Genomic DNA, 19,540 nt, shown 5'->3' on the forward strand with positions numbered 1-19,540 from the left:
TATGAAACAAGTTGTTGTTGCTATCGGAGACCGTTTAGGAAAAGGCCAAAAAGTGGCAGTAGGAGTTGAAAGTGCAGGCGGTAAAGCCATTGTTGTCCCGGGTGTAGCGGCAGATATGAAGCTCGGTGATGTTATGAATGCTGAACACGCTGATTTAGGTATCTCCTTTTGTGGAAGTGGTGGTGCAGGTGCTATCACAGCACAAACTAAATACGGCTATAAGGCGCGTTATGGCATGCGCTCGATTGAGGAAGGTGAAACCGCGATTGCTGAGGGTTGCACTGTTTTAGGCTTTGGCTTTATGGATAAAGAAGAATTAGGCGAGCGTTTAGTTAAAGCTTACCTCAAAAAATACGGCGACGCGTAATGAAGAAATCTATCGAAACGGTTGTGCGAGTCTCTGGGCAAGGTGACAGCAAACAAAAAGCCATTGCTGATGCACTGAACTCGATTCAACGCACGGTACTAAAAGAGAGCAATGACATTATCCTGCGAATCGAACCTAAGGATGTTGCCGTTGTGAGTGCATATTCGCACTCGCGGACAGAAAAGTTTCTTTTCGTTTTTCTGCCGCGCAAACGTGAACATTTCCGTGTGGTGCTCGACGTTTCGCTAGATGTCACCCTACTTTCTGTCAACGAAATACCATTTACAGAACAATAAAAACAATTCAGGTCTGGAGGCATTTCCATGAGTGAAACTGCATCTTTCTTAGAAATACTGGGTATGTCCCTCATTATAGGCGGCCTATGTGGCTTTGGCCTTGGTGCAGGTGCTGCCCGCATGTTCCACGCTCCTACAGTCCAAGGGATGGGGGCATTCCGTACACTCGGCGAACTGAATGCATGTGAAGGCGATCCTGCTTCTCACTTCTCGTTCGGTTTAGGCTTCTTCTTTAACGCATGGGCATCCTCGGTTGCCGCCGGTGCATTCACACAAGACGTTGACCACCGCATCATTCCTAACTGGGGTGCGGCTGCATTGCTCTCTAAAAACCGTAATGTCGCTGAAACACTGCATAACCCGAAAAAAATGGCTCTAGCTTGTACCATTATCGGTGCATTGGTTGTTGCCTTCTTAAATACAACAGCGTCCGCTGTTCCTGCTGCGTTACAAACGACAGCAATCAACGTATTAGTGCCTGCTGCAAACCTACTGGTAAATACCGTAATGCCAGTTATTTTCTGGTTAGCCGCGATGGATGCAGGTCGACGCTCAGGTTTTTGGGCTACCCTTTTCGGTGGCTGTGCACAACTCATTATGGGAAATGCTATCCCTGGCTTGGTTCTGGGTATCCTGATCGGTAAAGGTGTTGATGATAACGGCTGGAACCGTGTCACACGTACAATGATGATCACCGTTGTCTTACTGTTTGTTTTAAGTGGCTTCTTCCGTGAGTTTGACCTGAAGATGATCACCTCTTTCAACTTAGATAAACCTCTGTGGCTTGAATACATCCATGGATTACTGAGCGGGAAATAATTATGACAACTGAAATTAACAAACAAGATTTTTGGTACGCTGAGTGGTCGTTCCCTATTTTTGTCGGGCTATTATCAGCAGGCATTTTTGCAGGGACTCACATGTATGTTGTTTACGGATTCGGCGCATTTAACGAAGTTGCTTTCGTCGCAATGTTAAAAGCAGGCTTAGATACAGGCGTTTATGGCGCTGTTGCGGCATTTGGTGCGAGCTTTCTGTTCGCACGGATCATCGAAGGCTCCCTAGTCGGTATTTTGGATATCGGTGGTGCATTACAAACAGGTATTGGCCTTGGCGTCCCAGCGCTATTTCTTGCGGCGGGTTGGGATATTTTGGTTACCAATTTCTGGATCTCCCTGATTACTGGTTTGTTACTCGGCGTGTTAATTGGCTTGATCATTGTATTTGCGCGTAAATTTACCATCGCACAAGCCAACTCGACATTCGGTGCTGACATAATGATGGGAGCAGGTAATACGTCCGGTCGTTTCTTAGGTCCTTTAATTATTTTGGCTGCGATGGCTGCCTCCATTCCGATTGGTATTGGTTCGCTGATTGGTTCACTCATCTTCTATGTATGGCAGAAACCTGTCGCAGGTGGTGCAATTTTAGGCGCGATGTTATTTGGTTATTTCTTCCCTCTCGCCGCCTAATGACTAAATAGCAAAGAAGGTAATTATGTATTCTTTAATCATCAAACAGGGTAAACATATCGATGGAACATTAATCGATATTCTGATTAAAAATGGAAAGATCGAAGCTGCGGGCCCGGCGTTGGCCTGCAACCAACAAGCTGAAAAATGGATTGATCTAAAAGGAAAAACCTATGTCAGCGCAGGGTGGATTGATTCGCACGCTCACTGTTTTGTGGAGTCACCTATTTACTTCGATGACCCCGATTTAGCAGGTGCTGCTGGTGGGGTTACCTCACTGGTTGATGCAGGCAGTGTCGGTGCTGATGATATTGATAAATTTTATCAGCTAACACAAAAAGCCCAGACTAACGTATTTTCCTTATTAAACATTTCACGTATCGGTATTATCGCGCAAAATGAATTATCTGATATGAATAATATCGACGAAACCTGTTTCCAAGAGGCGATAGAACGCCACGAAGGTTTTGTTGTTGGAATGAAAGCACGCATGAGTAAAAGTGTCGTTGGTGACAACGGTATTGCCCCCCTCCTCAAAGCCAAACAGATGCAGAAAAAGCATCGATTGCCATTAATGGTACACATTGGTAATAACCCACCTAATATTGATGAGATTGCAGATTTATTGACGCGTGGGGATATTATTACTCACTGCTTTAATGGTAAGCCGAATCGCATTCTTGATAATGATGGAAATTTAAAACCGTCGATTGCACGTGCACTTGCGCGCGGTGTGATCTTAGATGTCGGTCATGGCGGTGAAAGCTTTAGTTTTAAAGTCGCAGAACAAGCGATGCGTATTGGTACCTATCCAGACATTATTAGCTCTGATATCTATCATCGAAATCGGGTTAATGGTCCAGTTTATAGCCTTGCTTTTGTGATGACCAAATTCCTGTGTATGGGCTTTAGCGCAGAAAAAATATTGCGCTGTGTGACAGAAAAAGCCGCCGATTTATTAGCTCTACCTGCAAAAGGTTATTTAAAGCCTGGCTTTGATGCCGACATCACACTGTTTGATTTAAAAGAAGAAGCCACTGAACTCACGGATGCTGAAGGCGAACGCCGCATCGGTACTCATCGCTTTGTGCCCATTGCCGCGATTATTGGTGGAAAACATATTATTCATGCAGAAGGCGAATCTGAACATGCAATCGATTTATGAGAAGTATCAACTAAAACACGTGATTAACGCCTCTGGCCGCATGACCATTCTTGGCGTTTCAACCCCAACACCAGAGGTGGTTGAACGTGTCGCTTATGGCCTTAATCACTATTTTGAAATTAAAGATTTAGTGAATAAAACTGGCGATTACATTGCGAAATTACTTGATGTTGAAAGTGCCGTTGTGGTTTCTTGTGCTTCCGCGGGGATCGCACAAGCCGTTGCTGCTGTGATTGTACGTGATGACGATGACTTGCTGCTAAATTTACACTCATCCTCTAAGGCTGTTCCACGTGAAATCGTCTTACCCAAAGGTCATAACGTTAATTTTGGTGCCCCCGTCGATACGATGATCACACTCGGTGGCGGCAAAGTGATTGAAGCGGGTTTTGCTAATGAATGTTCGGCGGCTCAACTTTCCGCGAAGATCACGCCACAAACAGCAGCTATTCTGTACATCAAATCCCACCACACAGTGCAAAAAAGTATGCTTAGCGTGAGCGAAGCCGCGGCTGTTGCTCGTCAACATCATGTGCCACTGATCGTTGACGCCGCGGCAGAGGAAGATCTGACCAGCTACTATCAATCAGGCGCTGATTTAGTGATTTACAGTGGCGCTAAAGCGATCGAAGGACCAACCAGCGGCCTCGTTGTGGGTAAAAAAACCTATATCGAATGGGTAAAACGCCAAAGCCAAGGTATTGGCCGCGCAATGAAAGTCGGCAAGGAAGGCATTTTAGGATTAACACTGGCGATAGAACAATACTTAACCGCCACAAAAGAAACTGGCGCTGACATGGTGAATCGCATGAATGACTTTATTGAAGAGCTCAATGAGATCCCTGCGATTTCGGCTCGCATCGTATGGGATGCTGCCGGACGTGATATCGCCCGCGCTGAAATTAGCTTTGATGAAAAAATGATGGGTAAAACGACCTATCAAATCATGAGCGAATTAAAACAAGGGGATACTGCAATCTACTTTCGCGAATATAAAGCCAATGAAGGTAAGGTAGAAGCGGATATTCGCAGTGTCAGCAATGATCAACTGAATATCATTGCAGAGCGTATCCGTTTGTTAGTCAAAGGAATTTAACATGAAATTATCACCAAATTTTTACCAAAACCGTGTTTGCCTGAATGTCCTCGCTGGCAGCCATCAAAATGCCAAAGATATCTATCAAGCAGCTGAAACCTTTGTCGTTGTTGGTGTACTATCGAAAAATTACCCTGATTTAGATAGCGCGATTGCGGATATGCGTGTTTACGCAAAAGAGACCGATAATGCGCTATCTGTAGGACTTGGGGCAGGTGACCCTAATCAATCCACCATAGTTTCATTAATTTCTCAGGAAATCCAACCACAGCACGTCAACCAAGTGTTCACAGGTGCACCGATTAGCCGTGCACTGCTTGGACAAAATGAAACGTTTGTCAACGCGTTAGTGTCACCGAGTGGTACTGTTGGTATGGTAAAAATCTCTACTGGCCCACTCAGCTCTCAGGCGCCAGAAGGAATCGTTCCTGTTGAAACCGCCATTATGATGCTGAAAGATATGGGTGCAAGCTCTATCAAGTTCTTTAATATGAAAGGATTAACTTATATTGAAGAATATAAAGCGGTTGCTAAAGCCTGTGCTAAGTTTGATTTTTCACTAGAACCAACAGGTGGCATTGATTTGGAGAATTTTCCACAAATCCTGCAAATCGCCCTCGATGCTGGTGTGAAGAAAATTATTCCGCACATTTACAGTTCAATCATTGATAAAGAAAGCGGCGACACCCGTCCAGACGATGTGCGTAAGTTGCTAGAAATGGTTAAACAAGCCGTTAAGTAGCTATTTAAAAAACCATCAACAGTGATTCTTTTTTAATAAGTTTGAATAGCACTGACGTTTTTTCTCAGTAACTCACGTTATGGTAAGGCAGCAACTGGATCACTGGAATTTTTGCTCAGTCATTCCAGTTGTGGCAAGGCGGCAAAACGAAGATATCCCTAGGTGCATACTAAGGTATGTCACTAGGGCCAACGCAGCCACGGTTTGATGTATGATGAAAAAATTGGAGTTGGCCGATAAGCCGGGTTCTGTCTTGGACAACCATTCATCTAGGCCAGCACTTGCGCACTGGCTCCAGCAACCTACCCGAGTTCAATGCGGGCCGCACCATATGAACCCCTATTTGGTCTTGCTCCGGGTGGAGTTTACCGTGCCACGAACTGTTGCCAGTCGCGCGGTGCGCTCTTACCGCACCCTTTCACCCTTACCTGTGCCTGTAAACAGGCCATCGGCGGTTTGCTCTCTGTTGCACTAGTCGTAGGCTTGCGCCTCCCAGACGTTATCTGGCACCCTGCCCTATGGAGCCCGGACTTTCCTCCCCTCTACCCGTCTCCCGAAGGACAACGATAGAGCAGCGGTTGTCTGGCCAACTCCGCTGCGGATTATAGGCACTTTGCCTAGCCTTGTATAGGGGTTTATGCAGTTATCAATCGTTATTAGGTTGTTCAAGCATCAATTTATAAAGGCGATTTTTCTTTAAGCCATAAATTTCAGCAGTAATCGCTGCCGCTTTTTTAGGGGGGAGCTCCTGCTGTAGCAGATTCAACGTACGGATAACATCAGGTGAAATGTCATCGTCATCCGGATTTGCTTTATAGCCTTCGACTATCAGCACCATCTCACCACGATGACGATTTTCATCCTCTTTTACCCAAGCGAATAGCTCCCCGACAGGCCGCCCTTCAATTGACTCCCAAGTCTTTGTGATTTCACGAGCAAGCACCACATGACGCTCGGGTCCCCAAACTTCAATCATGTCTGCTAAACTATCGAGTAAGCGATGTGTTGACTCATAAAAAATTAATGTACGCGTTTCTCGTTCAAGTGCTTTAAGGACATCTTTTCTGCCTTTACTTTTGGCGGGCAGAAATCCCTCATAGCAAAAACGGTCAGAAGGCAAACCCGCGGCACTAAGCGCCGTGATTGCAGCGCATGCACCGGGTAATGGCACAACACGGATCCCCGCTTCACGGCAACGAGTGACTAAATGATAGCCAGGATCGTTAATTAAAGGTGTACCTGCATCGGAAACTAATGCGATACTATCGCCCTGTTGAAGTCTGCTAATTAATTGATCTGCCTTCTGCTGTTCATTATGATCATGCAAGGCGAACATGCGTGCATTAATGGCAAAATTCTGTAACAGTATTCCTGAATGCCGTGTGTCTTCTGCAGCGACAAGGTCAACATGTTTAAGAACATCCAACGCACGTTGCGTGATATCGCCCATATTACCGATAGGGGTGGGCACGATATACAGCGTGGATGCCATAACCACTGCTTGATTAGGTTGATTCATTGTTTCATCCGAATAGCCGGTTTAAAATTAAGCAACTGAAAATACACCACTGGATACAGTATGCGTCCTTCAATTTTTTTGCATGTAAAAAAAGGGTTAATCTGCACAGCAATGCTATCAGCTTTAATGCTGTCAGGCTGTCAGCTTACAGGGGATAACAAAGCACCTATTACCCCAACGACACCGGAACAGATCAGTTCCGAAATAAATCGGTATCAGTCTATCATTGATTCCGCGCAAGGTAAGCCTTCTAGCGATGTTCTGCGAGCTTATATTGGTCAAGAAGCCTTATTGACCGAACAAACAGCCCGCCAAGCCAATATCGATAGCACATGGCAAATGTTAACACAAATGACGCCTGAGCAAATTCAAGGCATTGGCGCTGACGAAATCACCTTAGCAGGCTGGGTCGATTTACTCGATATTTATCTCAATAATCGAGATGATGTTGCAACGCTAAAAGCAGGTGTTGATGATTGGAAAATTCGTTATCCAAATCACCCAGCAGCACAAACACCGCCTAGCCAACTGCTACAATCCATGCAGCCACCTGTCGGTAAAAACCCTAAAATAGCCCTTTTTCTGCCAATGAGTGGTCAAGGAAAAGTTTTCGGTGAAGCTATCATGAAAGGCTTCATGGATGCACAAAAAGGTTTACCACAAGCGCCGGCTGCAACGTCAAATACAGCACCAACGCCTGAGCAAAGTAGTCATAATGATGTATTAGAGCAAATTTACGCTGAGATGGCCGCGGCAACAGGTAATGATAATGCAACCAATGATGCTGATATCGTTAACCCGTCTTTGAGTATTGCAGCTACACCAACCAATTCCCAAAGTATCAAAGTATTTGATACCAATGGAAAGCAAATCTCTCAGTTGTTGCAACAAGCCCAAAGTGAAGGCTTTACTTTAGTGGTAGGCCCGTTATTGAAACCTGAAGTACAAGCGATTGCACAAGCAGGTTCGCCGTTAAGTGTCCTAACACTGAATGAGTTAGATGCCGATAAATTGCAGCCCCGCCCCAACCTTTGCTATTTTTCACTGTCTCCTGAAGATGAAGCTAAGAATGCCGCGGCACATATCATGGCGGAGGGTAAACGAGCGCCATTAATTTTAGTGCCGAACAATGCCTTTGGTGAACGTATTGCCAAAGCATTTGCTGAAGAGTGGCAATCAAAAGGGGGGTCTACCGTCCTTAAACAATCTTTTGGTTCTGTGGCCTCGCTGAAAGAGTCGATTAACCGAGGCGCGGGGATTCGTATGACCGGTACACCTGTCGTCGTCAATCCCCCAGTTGCAGCAAAATCGATTGATGGGCAAAACTATCCTGAGCTTTCACAACCAGAGCCTCAAATGAGTTCCTCTAATTCTATCGATGCGGTCTATATTGTTGCTACTCGTGATGAGCTAACCTTGATCAAGCCGATGATTGAAATGGCGATTAGTAGCCGTCAACGCCCAGCCCTATATGCAAGTTCACGCAGTAACCAAGCAGGCAATGGCGCTGATTTTCGTTTCGAAATGGAAGGCTTAAAATTCAGTGATATCCCATTGTTAGCTGGTGCAAATAACAATTTACGCAAACAGGCCCAACAAAAGATAAATAATGATTATTCGTTGTTGCGCCTCTATGCGTTAGGTATCGATGCTTGGTCGCTAGCGAATAACTACGATCAACTACAACAAAATGCCCAATTCCGTCTACAAGGTGCATCAGGTACTTTGAGTGTGGGAGAAAACTGTGTTGTTTACCGCGACCTTCCTTGGTTACAGTTCAACCAAGGACAAATCAAATTAGCAAGATAATCTTGCCGTGCAATTAGGATGATTGCCCAACTTTAAGACAAGGACGTCATGCAACCTCTCAAAAAAACATTAAAATGGTTAGCTGGTCGGTACTATGAAAGTCAAGTACAGGCCTTCCTGCAACAACAGGGGTTAACATTTGTTGAGCGAAATGCCAGAAATCGCCATGGTGAAATCGACCTAATTATGCGCGATGATACTGGTTGGGTATTTGTTGAAGTACGTTTTCGTCAAGACAAACGATATGGTGGCGCACTCTTATCAATCGATAGATGCAAACGCAGGAAACTGATTGCTGCTGCTAAATATTGGCTTGCCGAAAAACAAGAAAGCTTCGAAACTACTGCATGTCGTTTTGATATCTGTGCGATTACTGATCGTCAGTTTGAATGGATACAGAATGCCTTTAACGATAGTGAACATGTTGGTTAATTTCACAGGAAAATAAGCAAGTGCTGGATAGAATTAAAGTCTGTTTTACAGAAAGTATTCAAACTCAGATAGCAGCAGCAGAAGCGCTGCCCGATGCTATATCACGCGCAGCAATGATGATGGTTCAATCACTGCTAAACGGTAACAAAATTTTATGTTGTGGAAATGGGGCTTCTGCCGCAACAGCGCAACGCTTTGCGACTAGCATGATCCACCGATTTGAAACTGAGCGTCCAAGCCTACCCGCACTCGCTCTCAATACGGATAATGCAGTGTTAACGGCCATTTCCGGTAGCAAACAACCCACTGAAATCTATGCTAAACAGGTGAGAGCACTCGGTCAGCATGGTGATGTTTTAATGGCTATCTCAACACATGGTAATAGCAGTGATATTATCAAAGCCGTTGAAGCTGCTGTCACTCGTGATATGACAATTGTTGCTCTGACAGGTTATGATGGCGGCGAACTTGCGGGTCTCTTGGGACCACAAGATGTTGAAATACGTATACCATCACAACGTAGTGTCAGAATCCAAGAGGTTCATCTTCTTACGGTGAATTGTCTTTGTGATCTCATCGATAATACACTTTTCCCTCATCAGGATGATTAAGGAGCAAAAATGCGATTACTCCCAATAGTAGCCATTATTCTTAGTATGACAATGCTACAAGGCTGTATCGGCGCTGCCGTTGTCGGTTCTGCTGCGGTTGCGACAAAAAGCGCAACTGACCCACGTTCTGTCGGCCAACAAGTTGATGATGGTACATTAGAAGCGCGCGTCAGCGGCCAATTGAATAAAGATAAAGACATAACAGGCAAAGCTCGCATTATTGCGACCGCTTATAAAGGAAATGTTTTGCTGACAGGTCAAAGCCCTGATTTATCTTGGGCTGAGCGAGCAAAACAAATAGCAGCAAATGTTGAAGGAACTAACGCTGTCTATAATGAAGTTCGTCAAGGTGAACCTGTTGATTTAGGCACCGCGTCAAAAGATACTTGGCTGACAACGAAAGTGAAATCAAAGATCCTCACCAGTGATGCTGTGAAGTCATCCAGCGTGAAAGTGATTACTGAAAATGGTGAAGTCTTCTTATTGGGTATTTTAACCAAACAAGAAGGGGATGCTGCGGCAAAAATAGCCAGTGAAACAGAAGGTGTTCGTCGTGTCACGACCGCTTTCACCTATCTCAATTAATCATAAACAATAATATATTGTTATAAAAAGAAAAGTCATGAATGAAAATTCATGACTTTTTTATTCGTCAGGACCGATGGTATTATTTTTCAGATAATTCCTACCCCCAAGAAGGTACATCTGATTCAAGATCCAAGCCTGTCTCTTTAACACATATGAAGAGGGTGATTTTACCTTAAACCTGTGAGGATTCGGCAAAACAGCCACTAATAGTGCAGCTTCTTCCATAGTTAGTTGATTTGCTGACTTTTTAAAGAATTTTTTTGATGCCTCTTCAACCCCAAAAACCCCCTCATCAAACTCAACTATGTTTAAATAAACAGTCAATATTCTTGTTTTTGACCACATAAGCTCCATAACAGGAGTCATCAATGTTTCAAGGCCTTTTCTTATCCAGCTTCTCCCATCCCATAACCACAAGTTTTTTACTGTCTGTTGAGAGATAGTTGAAGCCCCTCGAATTGTGCTTTTTTTACTCATATTATGCTTATAAGCCTTCTCTATAGCTTCCAGATCAAAACCCCAGTGATGAGGAAAATTTTGATCTTCTGCTGCTATAACAGCCAAATATAAGTAAGGAGAAATGTGATTTTCATCAACCCATTCCGAACGAGAAACATAAGAAAAATTTAAGTTTATCCATGCGGATAATTGCCTTTCTACCATGACAGCAGAAAATGGCACTGGCACGAATTTAAACGCAATCACAGTCAAAAACCAAACCGCGACTAGCGAAAGCAAAACTTTCCGTAACCAGCGCCATAATCGAGAAATTCTCATGCTCATCGAGTCAATTATGCCATTTCTAATACTTTCTCAACAAGCTTATTAATACCGACTTCAGCCTCGGAGATTGATTGAGCCAGCATATAAGCGGGAGTCGTAACAACTTTATTAGCATGATCGACTACAATATTATCCACTGTGCAGGTAATGTGTTTACCCCCCATCTTTTCGATCTGAGCAATCGTTTCCTTATCATTACCAATTGTTAATTCAACTGAAGTATTGAGGAGCTTAGGAAGCATGACCGGTGCTATGCACATCAGACCTAGAGGCTTTTTCTGCTGGTACATTTGTTGGACTAAACTTAATAGTTCTTTATTAATTTCACAGTCACTTCCTTTAACCGCAAAATCACATAAATTCTTTGCCGCACCAAAACCACCAGGAATTATGAGGGCATCCAGCTTATTTGCGTCAGCAGAGGATAAAGGCGCTATTTTCCCACGAGAAATACGTGCAGCTTCCTCCATTTGATTACGATTATCCTTTTTCAATTCACCAGTAATGTGATTTATTACAGTAGGTTGAGATTCATTTGGTGCAAAAAAATGAACTTCAGCATTTTTTTTACTCAAAGCAAGCATAGTTAACACTGACTCATGAATCTCGCTTCCATCAAAAACACCGCATCCACTTAAAATAACCGCAATTGATTTCATATCTTGCTCCATTTGTAGTAAATTATCACTGAACCGCGAAAAGGGAATAAACATCAATCTTCATCACAGATTTTAATGAATCTTGTAACAAAATCGCTAATATTTGGTATCTTGGTATTATTCCCTTGAGCAGTAATCAAATTTTAAAGGTCTGCCCAAAAAGAAAACCATAGGTAGATCAACGATTTCCCTGGTGTTGGCGCAGTATTCGCGCACCCCAACTTCGGTTGGGGTTATTTTTTTGTACGTCTATCAACGTAGTTTCTTAAAGTTTCTATATCCGACTTCCAATCTTGCTTTAATTCATCAACCCACTCTTGTACATTATCCCACCAAGCAGGAAGTTCAGGTGATTGGATCTGCTGAGCGATGTTTTGTAGGTTCTTCAACCCGACAGAACCGGCTGCCCCTTTAATTTTATGCGCCTCTTCAACGATACCTTTCTGATCTTTAGCCACCATATTGGAATCTAAAATAGCCAAATATCCCGGTATCATTTTTTCAAAGACTTCAAGGCCATCGTAAATGACCTTCGGACCGATCAACGACAAGTATTGTTCTAGCATCTCGCAATCGAGTACTGACTCATCGGTATCGCTAGAAACGCTTTGTACGCCATCCTGAGGCGTTTCGTTGGTATTCTCACCCCAGTATTGCTCTATGACCTGTTTAAGGGCGGATACCGCTAGTGGTTTACTTAAAACGCCATCCATTCCTGCGTCGAAATACTCTTTCTTATCTTTTAGAACATTTGCAGTCAGTGCAATGAGCGGAGGAAGTTCGTCTTTGCGATAACGCTGGTTTAATTGTTGTGCGATATCAATTCCAGTCATATCAGGGAGCTGAATATCCAGCAACACTAAATCGTATTCACCAGGGGTAAACATCGCTAACGCCTCTTTGCCATTCATTGCGACATCAACGGTGTTACCCAATTTTTCTAGCACAGAGCACGCCACAACCACATTGAGTTCAATATCTTCCACCAGCAAAATATGCAAGGCTGGTAATGGATAGTCATCATCACTTTCTTGAGAATCGATAATTTCTTCTTCAACAACAGGGGCAACGATCGAAAGCGTAAAGGTTGAACCTTTGCCTATTTCACTTTCAACCTGAATATCTCCCCCCATGTTTTGGGCTAAACGACGCGATACCGATAAACCGATGCCAGTTCCTGTTGCAGGTTTACCACCAGCGCTATCGGTCACTTGATAATACATCGCAAAAATTTTATCGAGTTCGTCTTTCGGAATACCAATACCACTGTCTTGCACACTGAAAAACAGTTTGTCTTCTCCTTCTCGCCAGATGCTTAATTTAACCTCACCTTGCTGCGTGAATTTGACGGCGTTGCCAATTAAATTCCATAGAATTTGACGAAGTCGTGTGCCATCTGTCAGCACTGTCTCTGGTAGGCCTGTCGCAACATCCATCACAAATCTCAAGCCTTTCGGTTGCACTAACAAGCCACTAAGGTTTTCTAAATCATTAACAAATTGCGGTAATACGACAGGCTGGTTATCCAGTTGTACCTTACGACGCTCAATTTTATCCATTTCAATCACATCATTGAAAATATTCCCCAATGTGACTGCACTGACATGAATCGTTTTTAGGTAATTCATTTGTTCAGCTGTTAGGTCGGTATCTAATAGAATACGACTCAGCCCAACAATACCATTAAGTGGTGTACGTAATTCATGGCTGATTGTAGAAATAAACGTTGTTTTATCCCTACTTGCGTTCTCTAAAGCCTCTTGATAACGCTTACGTTCCGTAATATCTCGACCAAAGCCCATCAAACCGTGTCGTTTACCCACTCTGTCATAGAAAGGAACTTTACGTAGCTCGAAACACGCTTTTCTACCATCAGGATAAACAAGCCATTGTTCATAGGTAAGCGAGACATTGTGACGGAAAACCTTTTCATCGGTTTCCATAACTTTTGAAGCGATTTCAATATCATAGATATCCATCGGCGTTAAACCAACGAGGTGTTTTTCACTCTTACCTGTGAGTAACTCCATGGCTCGGTTACACCCTGAAAACTCGTTATTCTCATTGCGGTAATAAACCAAGTCAGGTGAGGCATCAAGGAATGAGCGTAACAGCACAGATTGTTGTTCAAGCTCAATTTGAGTTTGCTCGCGATGCTTCATTTCTTGTTTTAATTGCTCAAGCAACTCAAGGTGGGCTCTTTCTGCCCTTTCACGCTCAATAATTTCCTGATTTAGCTGCTCAATATTGCCTTGTAATTGACTATTTAGTTCTGCATCACGCTTACGCATCACCTCCAACTTATCAACCATGCGAGAGAGGCGTTGTCGTGACTCTTCCAGCTGTTCAACAACAACAGATAAAAAATAAACAGCCAGAGGCGTAATAATTAAGCCAAAGAAAATAGAACCGACGAGATCGAGACTATCGACCTGCCCACGTAACACAATAGTTACTGCCATTTGCATTATCATCGCCAGAACGACTAACGCAGATGCAAGCAGGAGAGAAAACCTAACTAGCCCTAGCTTCATCATGAGATCGACATAATATTGCGCAAGACCGCGAAGTACTTTCATAACCACCCCTTAATATGATACTCACTGAATCATATATCAAATGAGGCACATTCGATTCATTGTTGGTAAAAAATGTCGATCCGGCTCATTAATCTTAAGTGTTTTTATCGACACGATATTTCACCGTACTCGGTGAAATCTTTATGGTCATCGCTTTATTATTACCAAATAAAATAATGTAATATTTAATATAATCAAGCCAAAATAGCACCAAAAATGAAAAATAAACTTTATTTTTCAAAATCATAAGTATTTATGATGATTTCCCGTTATCTTATTAATTTTATAAAACGACAAAAAACAGAGCAAAAAACCAGATAAATTTAAAAATTAAAAATATATCATTACCTAATAAGTAAAACCCGATAGAGTTGCGACCAAAAAGCGCACTTATTAGTGATGTATATCACAGCATTTACAAAAACAAGACCTGTGTCACAAAAGCATTTTTGGTAACTTTTTTCTTCTTAATCAATTAAATAACATTATTTTATATCGCAAATAATGTTATTTACGCGCTATTTGACCTAGAAAAAGAATCTCGCTAATTTAAAACCTTACCGTGTCCGCCCTCTCATCTGATGACGTATACATAACGATTACCCTCATACACTGTTTATTTTTATTAATAATGAAAACAGCGAATTACTGACGCTGTCATTTGGTGTGCGCAGAAGATTAGCCACTAAAAATAATGAATAAATAATAAATGAGTAAATTAAAAACAATGAGTTCGTTCTGCTTATAGAAACTAACCATTTGAATTTATTAGATTTGTAATGAATGAGCAAAGAAGTACGCTAAAACAGTTGTAGTTATGGTCTTTACAGGACTCTTCCTCCCTGTATTTCACACTACAACTCGGCGATAGGAGAATGAATCCTTAGACACAGTTCAAGCTGACTAGGGAGCAAAACGCAGGTAACAACGTTGTAGTACGAAAGACGACGGAGAATCTATGCTGTACGATAAAAGATTAGAAAAAGACAATTGTGGCTTCGGCCTTATCGCTCATATTGAAGGTGAGCCTAGCCATAAAATCGTCAGAACAGCAATCCACGCACTTGCAAGAATGCAGCATCGTGGAGCGATCCTTGCCGACGGTAAAACGGGCGATGGATGTGGATTGCTATTGCAAAAACCCGACCGTTTTTTTCATTTAGTTGCACAGGATCAGGGTTGGCGCTTAGCACGCAATTATGCTGTTGGTATGATCTTTTTAAGTCAAGATGACGCGATTGCCGCTGACTGCCGGCGTATTGTTGAAGAAGAGATCTTAGATGAAACTCTAGCGATTGTTGGCTGGCGTGAAGTACCTATTAACCGTGAAATTCTCGGTAGTATTGCCCTCGCAAGTCTCCCTAAGATTGAACAACTCTTTATCAATGCGCCCGCAGGCTGGCGCCCTCGAGATCTCGAAAGACGTTTATTCATCGCCCGTCGTCGTATCGAAAAACGTATTACCGATAGTGATTTTTACATCTGTAGCCTCTCTAACCTTGTGACGGTTTATAAAGGGCTATGTATGGCCACCGATTTACCGCGTTTTTTCCCTGATCTTGCTGATTTACGCATGGAATCCGCTATTTGCCTGTTCCATCAGCGTTTTTCAACCAATACGATACCACGCTGGCCATTAGCGCAACCATTCCGCTTTTTGGCTCATAATGGTGAAATAAATACGATCACGGGTAACCGCCAGTGGGCTAGAGCACGTTCATATAAATTTCGAACTCCCCTTATCCCTGATTTGCAGTCAGCGGCACCTTTTGTTAATGAAACAGGATCCGATTCTAGCTCCCTAGATAATATGCTGGAGTTGTTACTTAATGGCGGGATGGATTTGATTCGGGCGATTCGTTTACTAGTACCTCCGGCTTGGCAAAATAATCCTGATATGGATGAAGACCTCAAAGCCTTCTTTGATTTTAACTCCATGCATATGGAACCTTGGGATGGCCCAGCAGGACTCGTCATGTCCGATGGTCGCTACGCTGCCTGTAATCTTGATAGAAATGGCTTACGTCCAGCACGCTACGTTATTACTAAAGATAAATTGATCACCTGTGCATCGGAAGTCGGTATTTGGGATTACCAACCCGATGAAGTCGTTGAAAAAGGGCGTGTTGGCCCCGGTGAATTAATGCTTATCGATACTCAAGAAGGCCGTATCTTACAGAGTGCAGAGACCGATAACGACTTAAAAAGCCGCCACCCCTATAAGCAATGGCTTGAAAAAAATGTGATTCGCTTAATTCCTTTTGAAGCGATGGAGCAACAACAAGATACCGTTGGTCAGCGCTCAATGGATAATCAAACGCTGGCAACCTATCAAAAGCAATTTGCCTATACGAGCGAAGAATTAGAACAAGTTATTCGTGTGCTTGGTGAAAATGGTCAAGAAGCGACGGGTTCAATGGGGGATGATACTCCATTTGCGGTATTGTCACAGCGACCACGTATTCTCTATGACTATTTCCGTCAAATGTTTGCACAGGTCACAAACCCACCGATTGATCCGCTGAGGGAAGCTCACGTCATGTCACTCGCCACCTGTATTGGGCGAGAAATGAATGTATTTTGCGAAGCTGAAGGGCAGGCTCATCGATTGAGTTTCAAGTCCCCTATTTTGCTCTACTCTGATTTCCAACAGTTATGTCAACAAGATAGCCGCTATTATCAAACACAGACTATCGACATGACTTACGCATCGTCAACCCACTCATTAAAACAAGCTATTGAAAATCTTTGCCAAGAAGCCCAACAAAAAGTTCTCGACGGTGCTGTTTTACTCGTACTTTCTGATCGAAATATTTCTCCGGAGCGCCTCCCTATTCCTGCCGCGATGGCAGTCGGTGCGGTCCAACGCTGCTTAGTCGAAAATAATTTACGATGTGATGCTAACTTAATCATTGAAACAGCAAGTGCCAGAGATCCACATCACTTTGCCGTTTTGTTAGGTTTTGGCGCGACAGCGATTTATCCTTATTTAGCCTACGAGTCGCTGGCTGCTATGTCTGAAAGCCAACTTTTTGATAAACCACTTGGCAAAGTGTTATTGAATTATCGTAACGGCATCAATAAAGGGTTATATAAAATTATGTCGAAAATGGGTATTTCGACAATCGCATCATACCGTTGCGCGAAATTATTTGAAGCTGTGGGCTTACATGAAGAAGTGACTCAACTGTGTTTCGAGGGTGTCGTTAGCCGCGTCAGCGGGGCTAATTTTAGTGACTTTGAGTTAGATCTATTTAATTTATCTCGTAAAGCATGGTTACCCCGTCTACCGATAGAACAAGGTGGCTTGCTCAAATATATGCATAATGGGGAATATCATGCCTACAACCCAGATGTTGTCAAAACCCTGCAAAATGCAGTGCACAGCGGCAATTATGATGATTACCAAAAATATGCTCAGCTCGTGAACAATCGCCCTACGGCGACGTTTCGTGATTTGTTAGCATTAAAATTGACAAATAAAGCCATTTCCTTAGCCGATGTTGAACCTGAAGAAGCACTATTTTCTCGCTTTGATACTGCCGCCATGTCGATCGGTGCATTGAGCCCAGAAGCCCATGAAGCCCTCGCGATTGCGATGAATACATTGGGCGGTTTTTCAAACTCTGGCGAAGGAGGTGAAGATCCTGCGCGTTATGGCACACAAAAACGTTCTCGAATAAAACAAGTTGCCTCAGGGCGTTTCGGTGTAACGCCTGCGTACTTGGTCAATGCTGATGTTATCCAGGTCAAGGTCGCTCAAGGGGCTAAGCCGGGTGAAGGCGGCCAGCTCCCCGGAGATAAAGTCACGCCATATATCGCACGTTTACGCTATTCCGTGCCGGGCGTTACACTGATCTCCCCACCACCACATCACGATATTTATTCGATTGAAGATTTGGCACAACTGATTTTTGACCTTAAACAAGTTAACCCACATGCTTTGATTTCCGTTAAATTGGTTTCAGAACCCGGTGTTGGTACTATCGCAACCGGTGTTGCAAAAGCCTATGCCGATTTAATTACCATTGCGGGATATGATGGAGGCACAGGTGCTAGCCCTATTAGCTCAGTGAAGTACGCGGGATGCCCATGGGAATTAGGCCTTGTTGAAACTCAACAAGCACTTGTCGCCAATGGTTTGCGCCATAAAATTCGTTTACAAACGGACGGCGGTCTCAAAACAGGCCTAGACATCATCAAAGCGGCAATACTAGGTGCTGAAAGCTTTGGCTTTGGTACCGGCCCAATGGTTGCCCTTGGGTGCAAATATCTACGCATATGCCATCTCAATAACTGTGCAACGGGTGTTGCAACACAAGATGAAACATTAAGACAACATCATTACCATGGTTTACCAGAACGTGTTATCAATTACTTTCGATTTATTGCCAGAGAAACGCGTGAACTGATGGCGGCATTAGGCGTCACTAAACTCACCGATCTCATTGGTCGTACCGATTTACTTGAGATTATTGAAGGAACGACTGCTAAACAAAACCGCATTAATCTGCAAAGTTTGTTAGAAACGAGCGAACCGCAGCCAGAGAAAGCCGTTTTTTGTACAGAAACTAATCCTCCATTTGATGAAGGCTTACTGAATCAACGCATTTTACAAGATGCAGAACCTTATTTGGCTCAGAAGCAATCGAAAACCTTTTTCTATGACATCATGAATACCGACCGTTCAATTGGTGCCGCCTTGTCTGGTGAAATTGCTCGTCGCTTCGGTGATCAAGGCTTCGCAGCCACACCATTACAGCTCTATTTTACAGGAACGGCTGGGCAAAGCTTTGGTGTCTGGAATGCAGGTGGAGTGGAATTAATTTTAACGGGTGATGCCAATGACTATGTTGGTAAAGGGATGACAGGAGGGGTTATCGCTATCCGTCCACCAGTGGGCTCTTCATTTGCCACCCATAAAACCACTATTGCTGGTAACACCTGTTTATATGGTGCAACAGGCGGTAAACTCTATGCAGCAGGCCTTGCGGGTGAGCGTTTCGCGGTCCGTAACTCAGGCGCAACGGCGATTATTGAGGGAATTGGTGATAATGGCTGCGAATATATGACAGGTGGGATAGTGTGTGTCCTTGGCAGCACGGGGATCAATTTTGGTGCAGGTATGACGGGGGGCTTTGCTTATGTGCTTGATGAAGAATCTCACTTCTCACGCCGGGTCAACAATGAGATGGTGGAACTACTGTCAGTCAATGATTACCCAATTCACGCGGAACATCTGCGTGGATTAATTACTGAACATGTCCGTTTGACGCAATCAGCGCGCGGTGAAGCCATTCTCGCGGATTGGGAAAATTGGGTTTGCCACTTTACTTTGGTCAAACCCAAATCAAGCGATATCAATGCACTCTTAGGCCACCGTAGCCGTTCTGCGGCTGAATTACGCGTCCAAGCACAGTAA

16 protein-coding genes and 1 other RNA gene are annotated in these 19,540 nt (G+C 43.5%); 12 read left to right on the plus strand and 5 right to left on the minus strand.

Features of this window, described 5'->3' with window-relative positions; genetic code table 11:
• The first annotated feature begins 1 nt into the window (after position 1).
• From ACWPW6_RS15435 to dagF, 7 genes are read left to right on the plus strand one after another with little or no spacing between them, the layout of a single operon-like run.
• The gene (locus ACWPW6_RS15435; RefSeq protein ID WP_154621967.1) at positions 2-367 is read left to right on the plus strand and encodes an SFCGS family glycine-rich protein; all 366 of its coding nucleotides are present in this window, start codon (positions 2-4) and stop codon (positions 365-367) included.
• Entirely contained in the window at positions 367-663 is a 297-nt protein-coding gene (locus tag ACWPW6_RS15440; RefSeq protein WP_154621966.1) for a DUF4312 family protein, read from the plus strand. The genes ACWPW6_RS15435 and ACWPW6_RS15440 overlap by 1 nt, the downstream gene beginning before the upstream one ends.
• A 27-nt stretch (positions 664-690) precedes the next feature.
• Complete coding sequence (locus ACWPW6_RS15445; RefSeq protein ID WP_163862983.1) at positions 691-1,482, plus strand: DUF4311 domain-containing protein; 792 nt, start codon at positions 691-693, stop codon at positions 1,480-1,482.
• A 2-nt stretch (positions 1,483-1,484) separates the two neighbouring features.
• Complete coding sequence (locus tag ACWPW6_RS15450; RefSeq protein ID WP_154621964.1) at positions 1,485-2,135, plus strand: DUF4310 family protein; 651 nt, start codon at positions 1,485-1,487, stop codon at positions 2,133-2,135.
• Positions 2,136-2,160: 25 nt separating this feature from the next.
• A complete protein-coding gene (locus ACWPW6_RS15455) occupies positions 2,161-3,300 on the plus strand; it encodes an amidohydrolase/deacetylase family metallohydrolase (RefSeq protein ID WP_154621963.1) in 1,140 nt (379 codons plus the stop codon).
• The gene (locus tag ACWPW6_RS15460) at positions 3,284-4,396 is read left to right on the plus strand and encodes a DgaE family pyridoxal phosphate-dependent ammonia lyase (RefSeq protein ID WP_249999303.1); all 1,113 of its coding nucleotides are present in this window, start codon (positions 3,284-3,286) and stop codon (positions 4,394-4,396) included. Before ACWPW6_RS15455 ends, ACWPW6_RS15460 begins: the two co-directional genes overlap by 17 nt.
• 1 nt (position 4,397) lies before the next feature.
• Positions 4,398-5,138 (plus strand): 2-dehydro-3-deoxy-phosphogluconate aldolase, encoded by a 741-nt coding sequence (dagF, locus tag ACWPW6_RS15465; protein ID WP_163862989.1) that lies wholly within the window; start codon positions 4,398-4,400, stop codon positions 5,136-5,138.
• A gap of 221 nt (positions 5,139-5,359) precedes the next feature.
• On the opposite strand, the gene rnpB is transcribed toward dagF, so the two are convergent.
• Both rnpB and rsmI read right to left on the minus strand, forming a co-directional pair.
• Positions 5,360-5,732, minus strand: an RNA gene (gene rnpB, locus ACWPW6_RS15470) — RNase P RNA component class A.
• Between the two features lie 52 nt (positions 5,733-5,784).
• Complete coding sequence (gene rsmI, locus ACWPW6_RS15475; RefSeq protein WP_154621960.1) at positions 5,785-6,657, minus strand: 16S rRNA (cytidine(1402)-2'-O)-methyltransferase; 873 nt, start codon at positions 6,655-6,657, stop codon at positions 5,785-5,787.
• Between the two features lie 60 nt (positions 6,658-6,717).
• On the opposite strand from rsmI, the gene ACWPW6_RS15480 reads away from it, so the two are divergent.
• From ACWPW6_RS15480 to dolP, 4 genes are read left to right on the plus strand one after another with little or no spacing between them, the layout of a single operon-like run.
• Complete coding sequence (locus ACWPW6_RS15480; RefSeq protein WP_247047012.1) at positions 6,718-8,466, plus strand: penicillin-binding protein activator; 1,749 nt, start codon at positions 6,718-6,720, stop codon at positions 8,464-8,466.
• A gap of 48 nt (positions 8,467-8,514) precedes the next feature.
• On the plus strand, positions 8,515-8,898 hold the full coding sequence (locus tag ACWPW6_RS15485; RefSeq protein ID WP_154621958.1) for a YraN family protein: 384 nt from the start codon (positions 8,515-8,517) through the stop codon (positions 8,896-8,898).
• A 20-nt stretch (positions 8,899-8,918) separates the two neighbouring features.
• The gene (gene diaA, locus ACWPW6_RS15490) at positions 8,919-9,509 is read left to right on the plus strand and encodes a DnaA initiator-associating protein DiaA (protein WP_070928925.1); all 591 of its coding nucleotides are present in this window, start codon (positions 8,919-8,921) and stop codon (positions 9,507-9,509) included.
• A gap of 9 nt (positions 9,510-9,518) precedes the next feature.
• Positions 9,519-10,094, plus strand: a complete 576-nt coding sequence (gene dolP / locus ACWPW6_RS15495; RefSeq protein WP_154621957.1) for a division/outer membrane stress-associated lipid-binding lipoprotein — start codon at positions 9,519-9,521, stop codon at positions 10,092-10,094.
• Positions 10,095-10,154: 60 nt separating this feature from the next.
• Here the strand turns inward: dolP and mtgA are convergent, their stop codons facing one another.
• The 3 genes from mtgA to arcB all read right to left on the minus strand — a co-directional run bounded on the left by mtgA (position 10,155) and on the right by arcB (position 14,118).
• Positions 10,155-10,880, minus strand: a complete 726-nt coding sequence (gene mtgA, locus ACWPW6_RS15500; protein WP_249999305.1) for a monofunctional biosynthetic peptidoglycan transglycosylase — start codon at positions 10,878-10,880, stop codon at positions 10,155-10,157.
• 8 nt (positions 10,881-10,888) lie between these two features.
• Positions 10,889-11,539: an isoprenoid biosynthesis glyoxalase ElbB gene (gene elbB, locus ACWPW6_RS15505; protein ID WP_154621955.1), complete on the minus strand. Its 651-nt coding sequence runs from the start codon at positions 11,537-11,539 to the stop codon at positions 10,889-10,891.
• A 233-nt stretch (positions 11,540-11,772) separates the two neighbouring features.
• Complete coding sequence (gene arcB / locus ACWPW6_RS15510; RefSeq protein ID WP_249999307.1) at positions 11,773-14,118, minus strand: aerobic respiration two-component sensor histidine kinase ArcB; 2,346 nt, start codon at positions 14,116-14,118, stop codon at positions 11,773-11,775.
• 958 nt (positions 14,119-15,076) lie between these two features.
• Here arcB and gltB point away from each other — a divergent pair.
• Positions 15,077-19,540 (plus strand): glutamate synthase large subunit, encoded by a 4,464-nt coding sequence (gene gltB, locus ACWPW6_RS15515; RefSeq protein ID WP_257759859.1) that lies wholly within the window; start codon positions 15,077-15,079, stop codon positions 19,538-19,540.

This window comes from Providencia sp. Marseille-Q8014, from assembly GCF_965112055.1.

Coding starts and splice junctions, on each gene's coding strand:
- dolP (WP_154621957.1), top strand. CDS start 9,519: ATGCGATTACTCCCAATAGTAGCCATTATTCTTAGTATGACAATGCTA.
- ACWPW6_RS15440 (WP_154621966.1), top strand. CDS start 367: ATGAAGAAATCTATCGAAACGGTTGTGCGAGTCTCTGGGCAAGGTGAC.
- mtgA (WP_249999305.1), bottom strand. CDS start 10,880: ATGAGCATGAGAATTTCTCGATTATGGCGCTGGTTACGGAAAGTTTTG.
- gltB (WP_257759859.1), top strand. CDS start 15,077: ATGCTGTACGATAAAAGATTAGAAAAAGACAATTGTGGCTTCGGCCTT.
- ACWPW6_RS15485 (WP_154621958.1), top strand. CDS start 8,515: ATGCAACCTCTCAAAAAAACATTAAAATGGTTAGCTGGTCGGTACTAT.
- ACWPW6_RS15455 (WP_154621963.1), top strand. CDS start 2,161: ATGTATTCTTTAATCATCAAACAGGGTAAACATATCGATGGAACATTA.
- dagF (WP_163862989.1), top strand. CDS start 4,398: ATGAAATTATCACCAAATTTTTACCAAAACCGTGTTTGCCTGAATGTC.
- rsmI (WP_154621960.1), bottom strand. CDS start 6,657: ATGAATCAACCTAATCAAGCAGTGGTTATGGCATCCACGCTGTATATC.
- ACWPW6_RS15450 (WP_154621964.1), top strand. CDS start 1,485: ATGACAACTGAAATTAACAAACAAGATTTTTGGTACGCTGAGTGGTCG.
- elbB (WP_154621955.1), bottom strand. CDS start 11,539: ATGAAATCAATTGCGGTTATTTTAAGTGGATGCGGTGTTTTTGATGGA.
- ACWPW6_RS15460 (WP_249999303.1), top strand. CDS start 3,284: ATGCAATCGATTTATGAGAAGTATCAACTAAAACACGTGATTAACGCC.
- arcB (WP_249999307.1), bottom strand. CDS start 14,118: ATGAAAGTACTTCGCGGTCTTGCGCAATATTATGTCGATCTCATGATG.
- ACWPW6_RS15445 (WP_163862983.1), top strand. CDS start 691: ATGAGTGAAACTGCATCTTTCTTAGAAATACTGGGTATGTCCCTCATT.
- ACWPW6_RS15480 (WP_247047012.1), top strand. CDS start 6,718: ATGCGTCCTTCAATTTTTTTGCATGTAAAAAAAGGGTTAATCTGCACA.
- ACWPW6_RS15435 (WP_154621967.1), top strand. CDS start 2: ATGAAACAAGTTGTTGTTGCTATCGGAGACCGTTTAGGAAAAGGCCAA.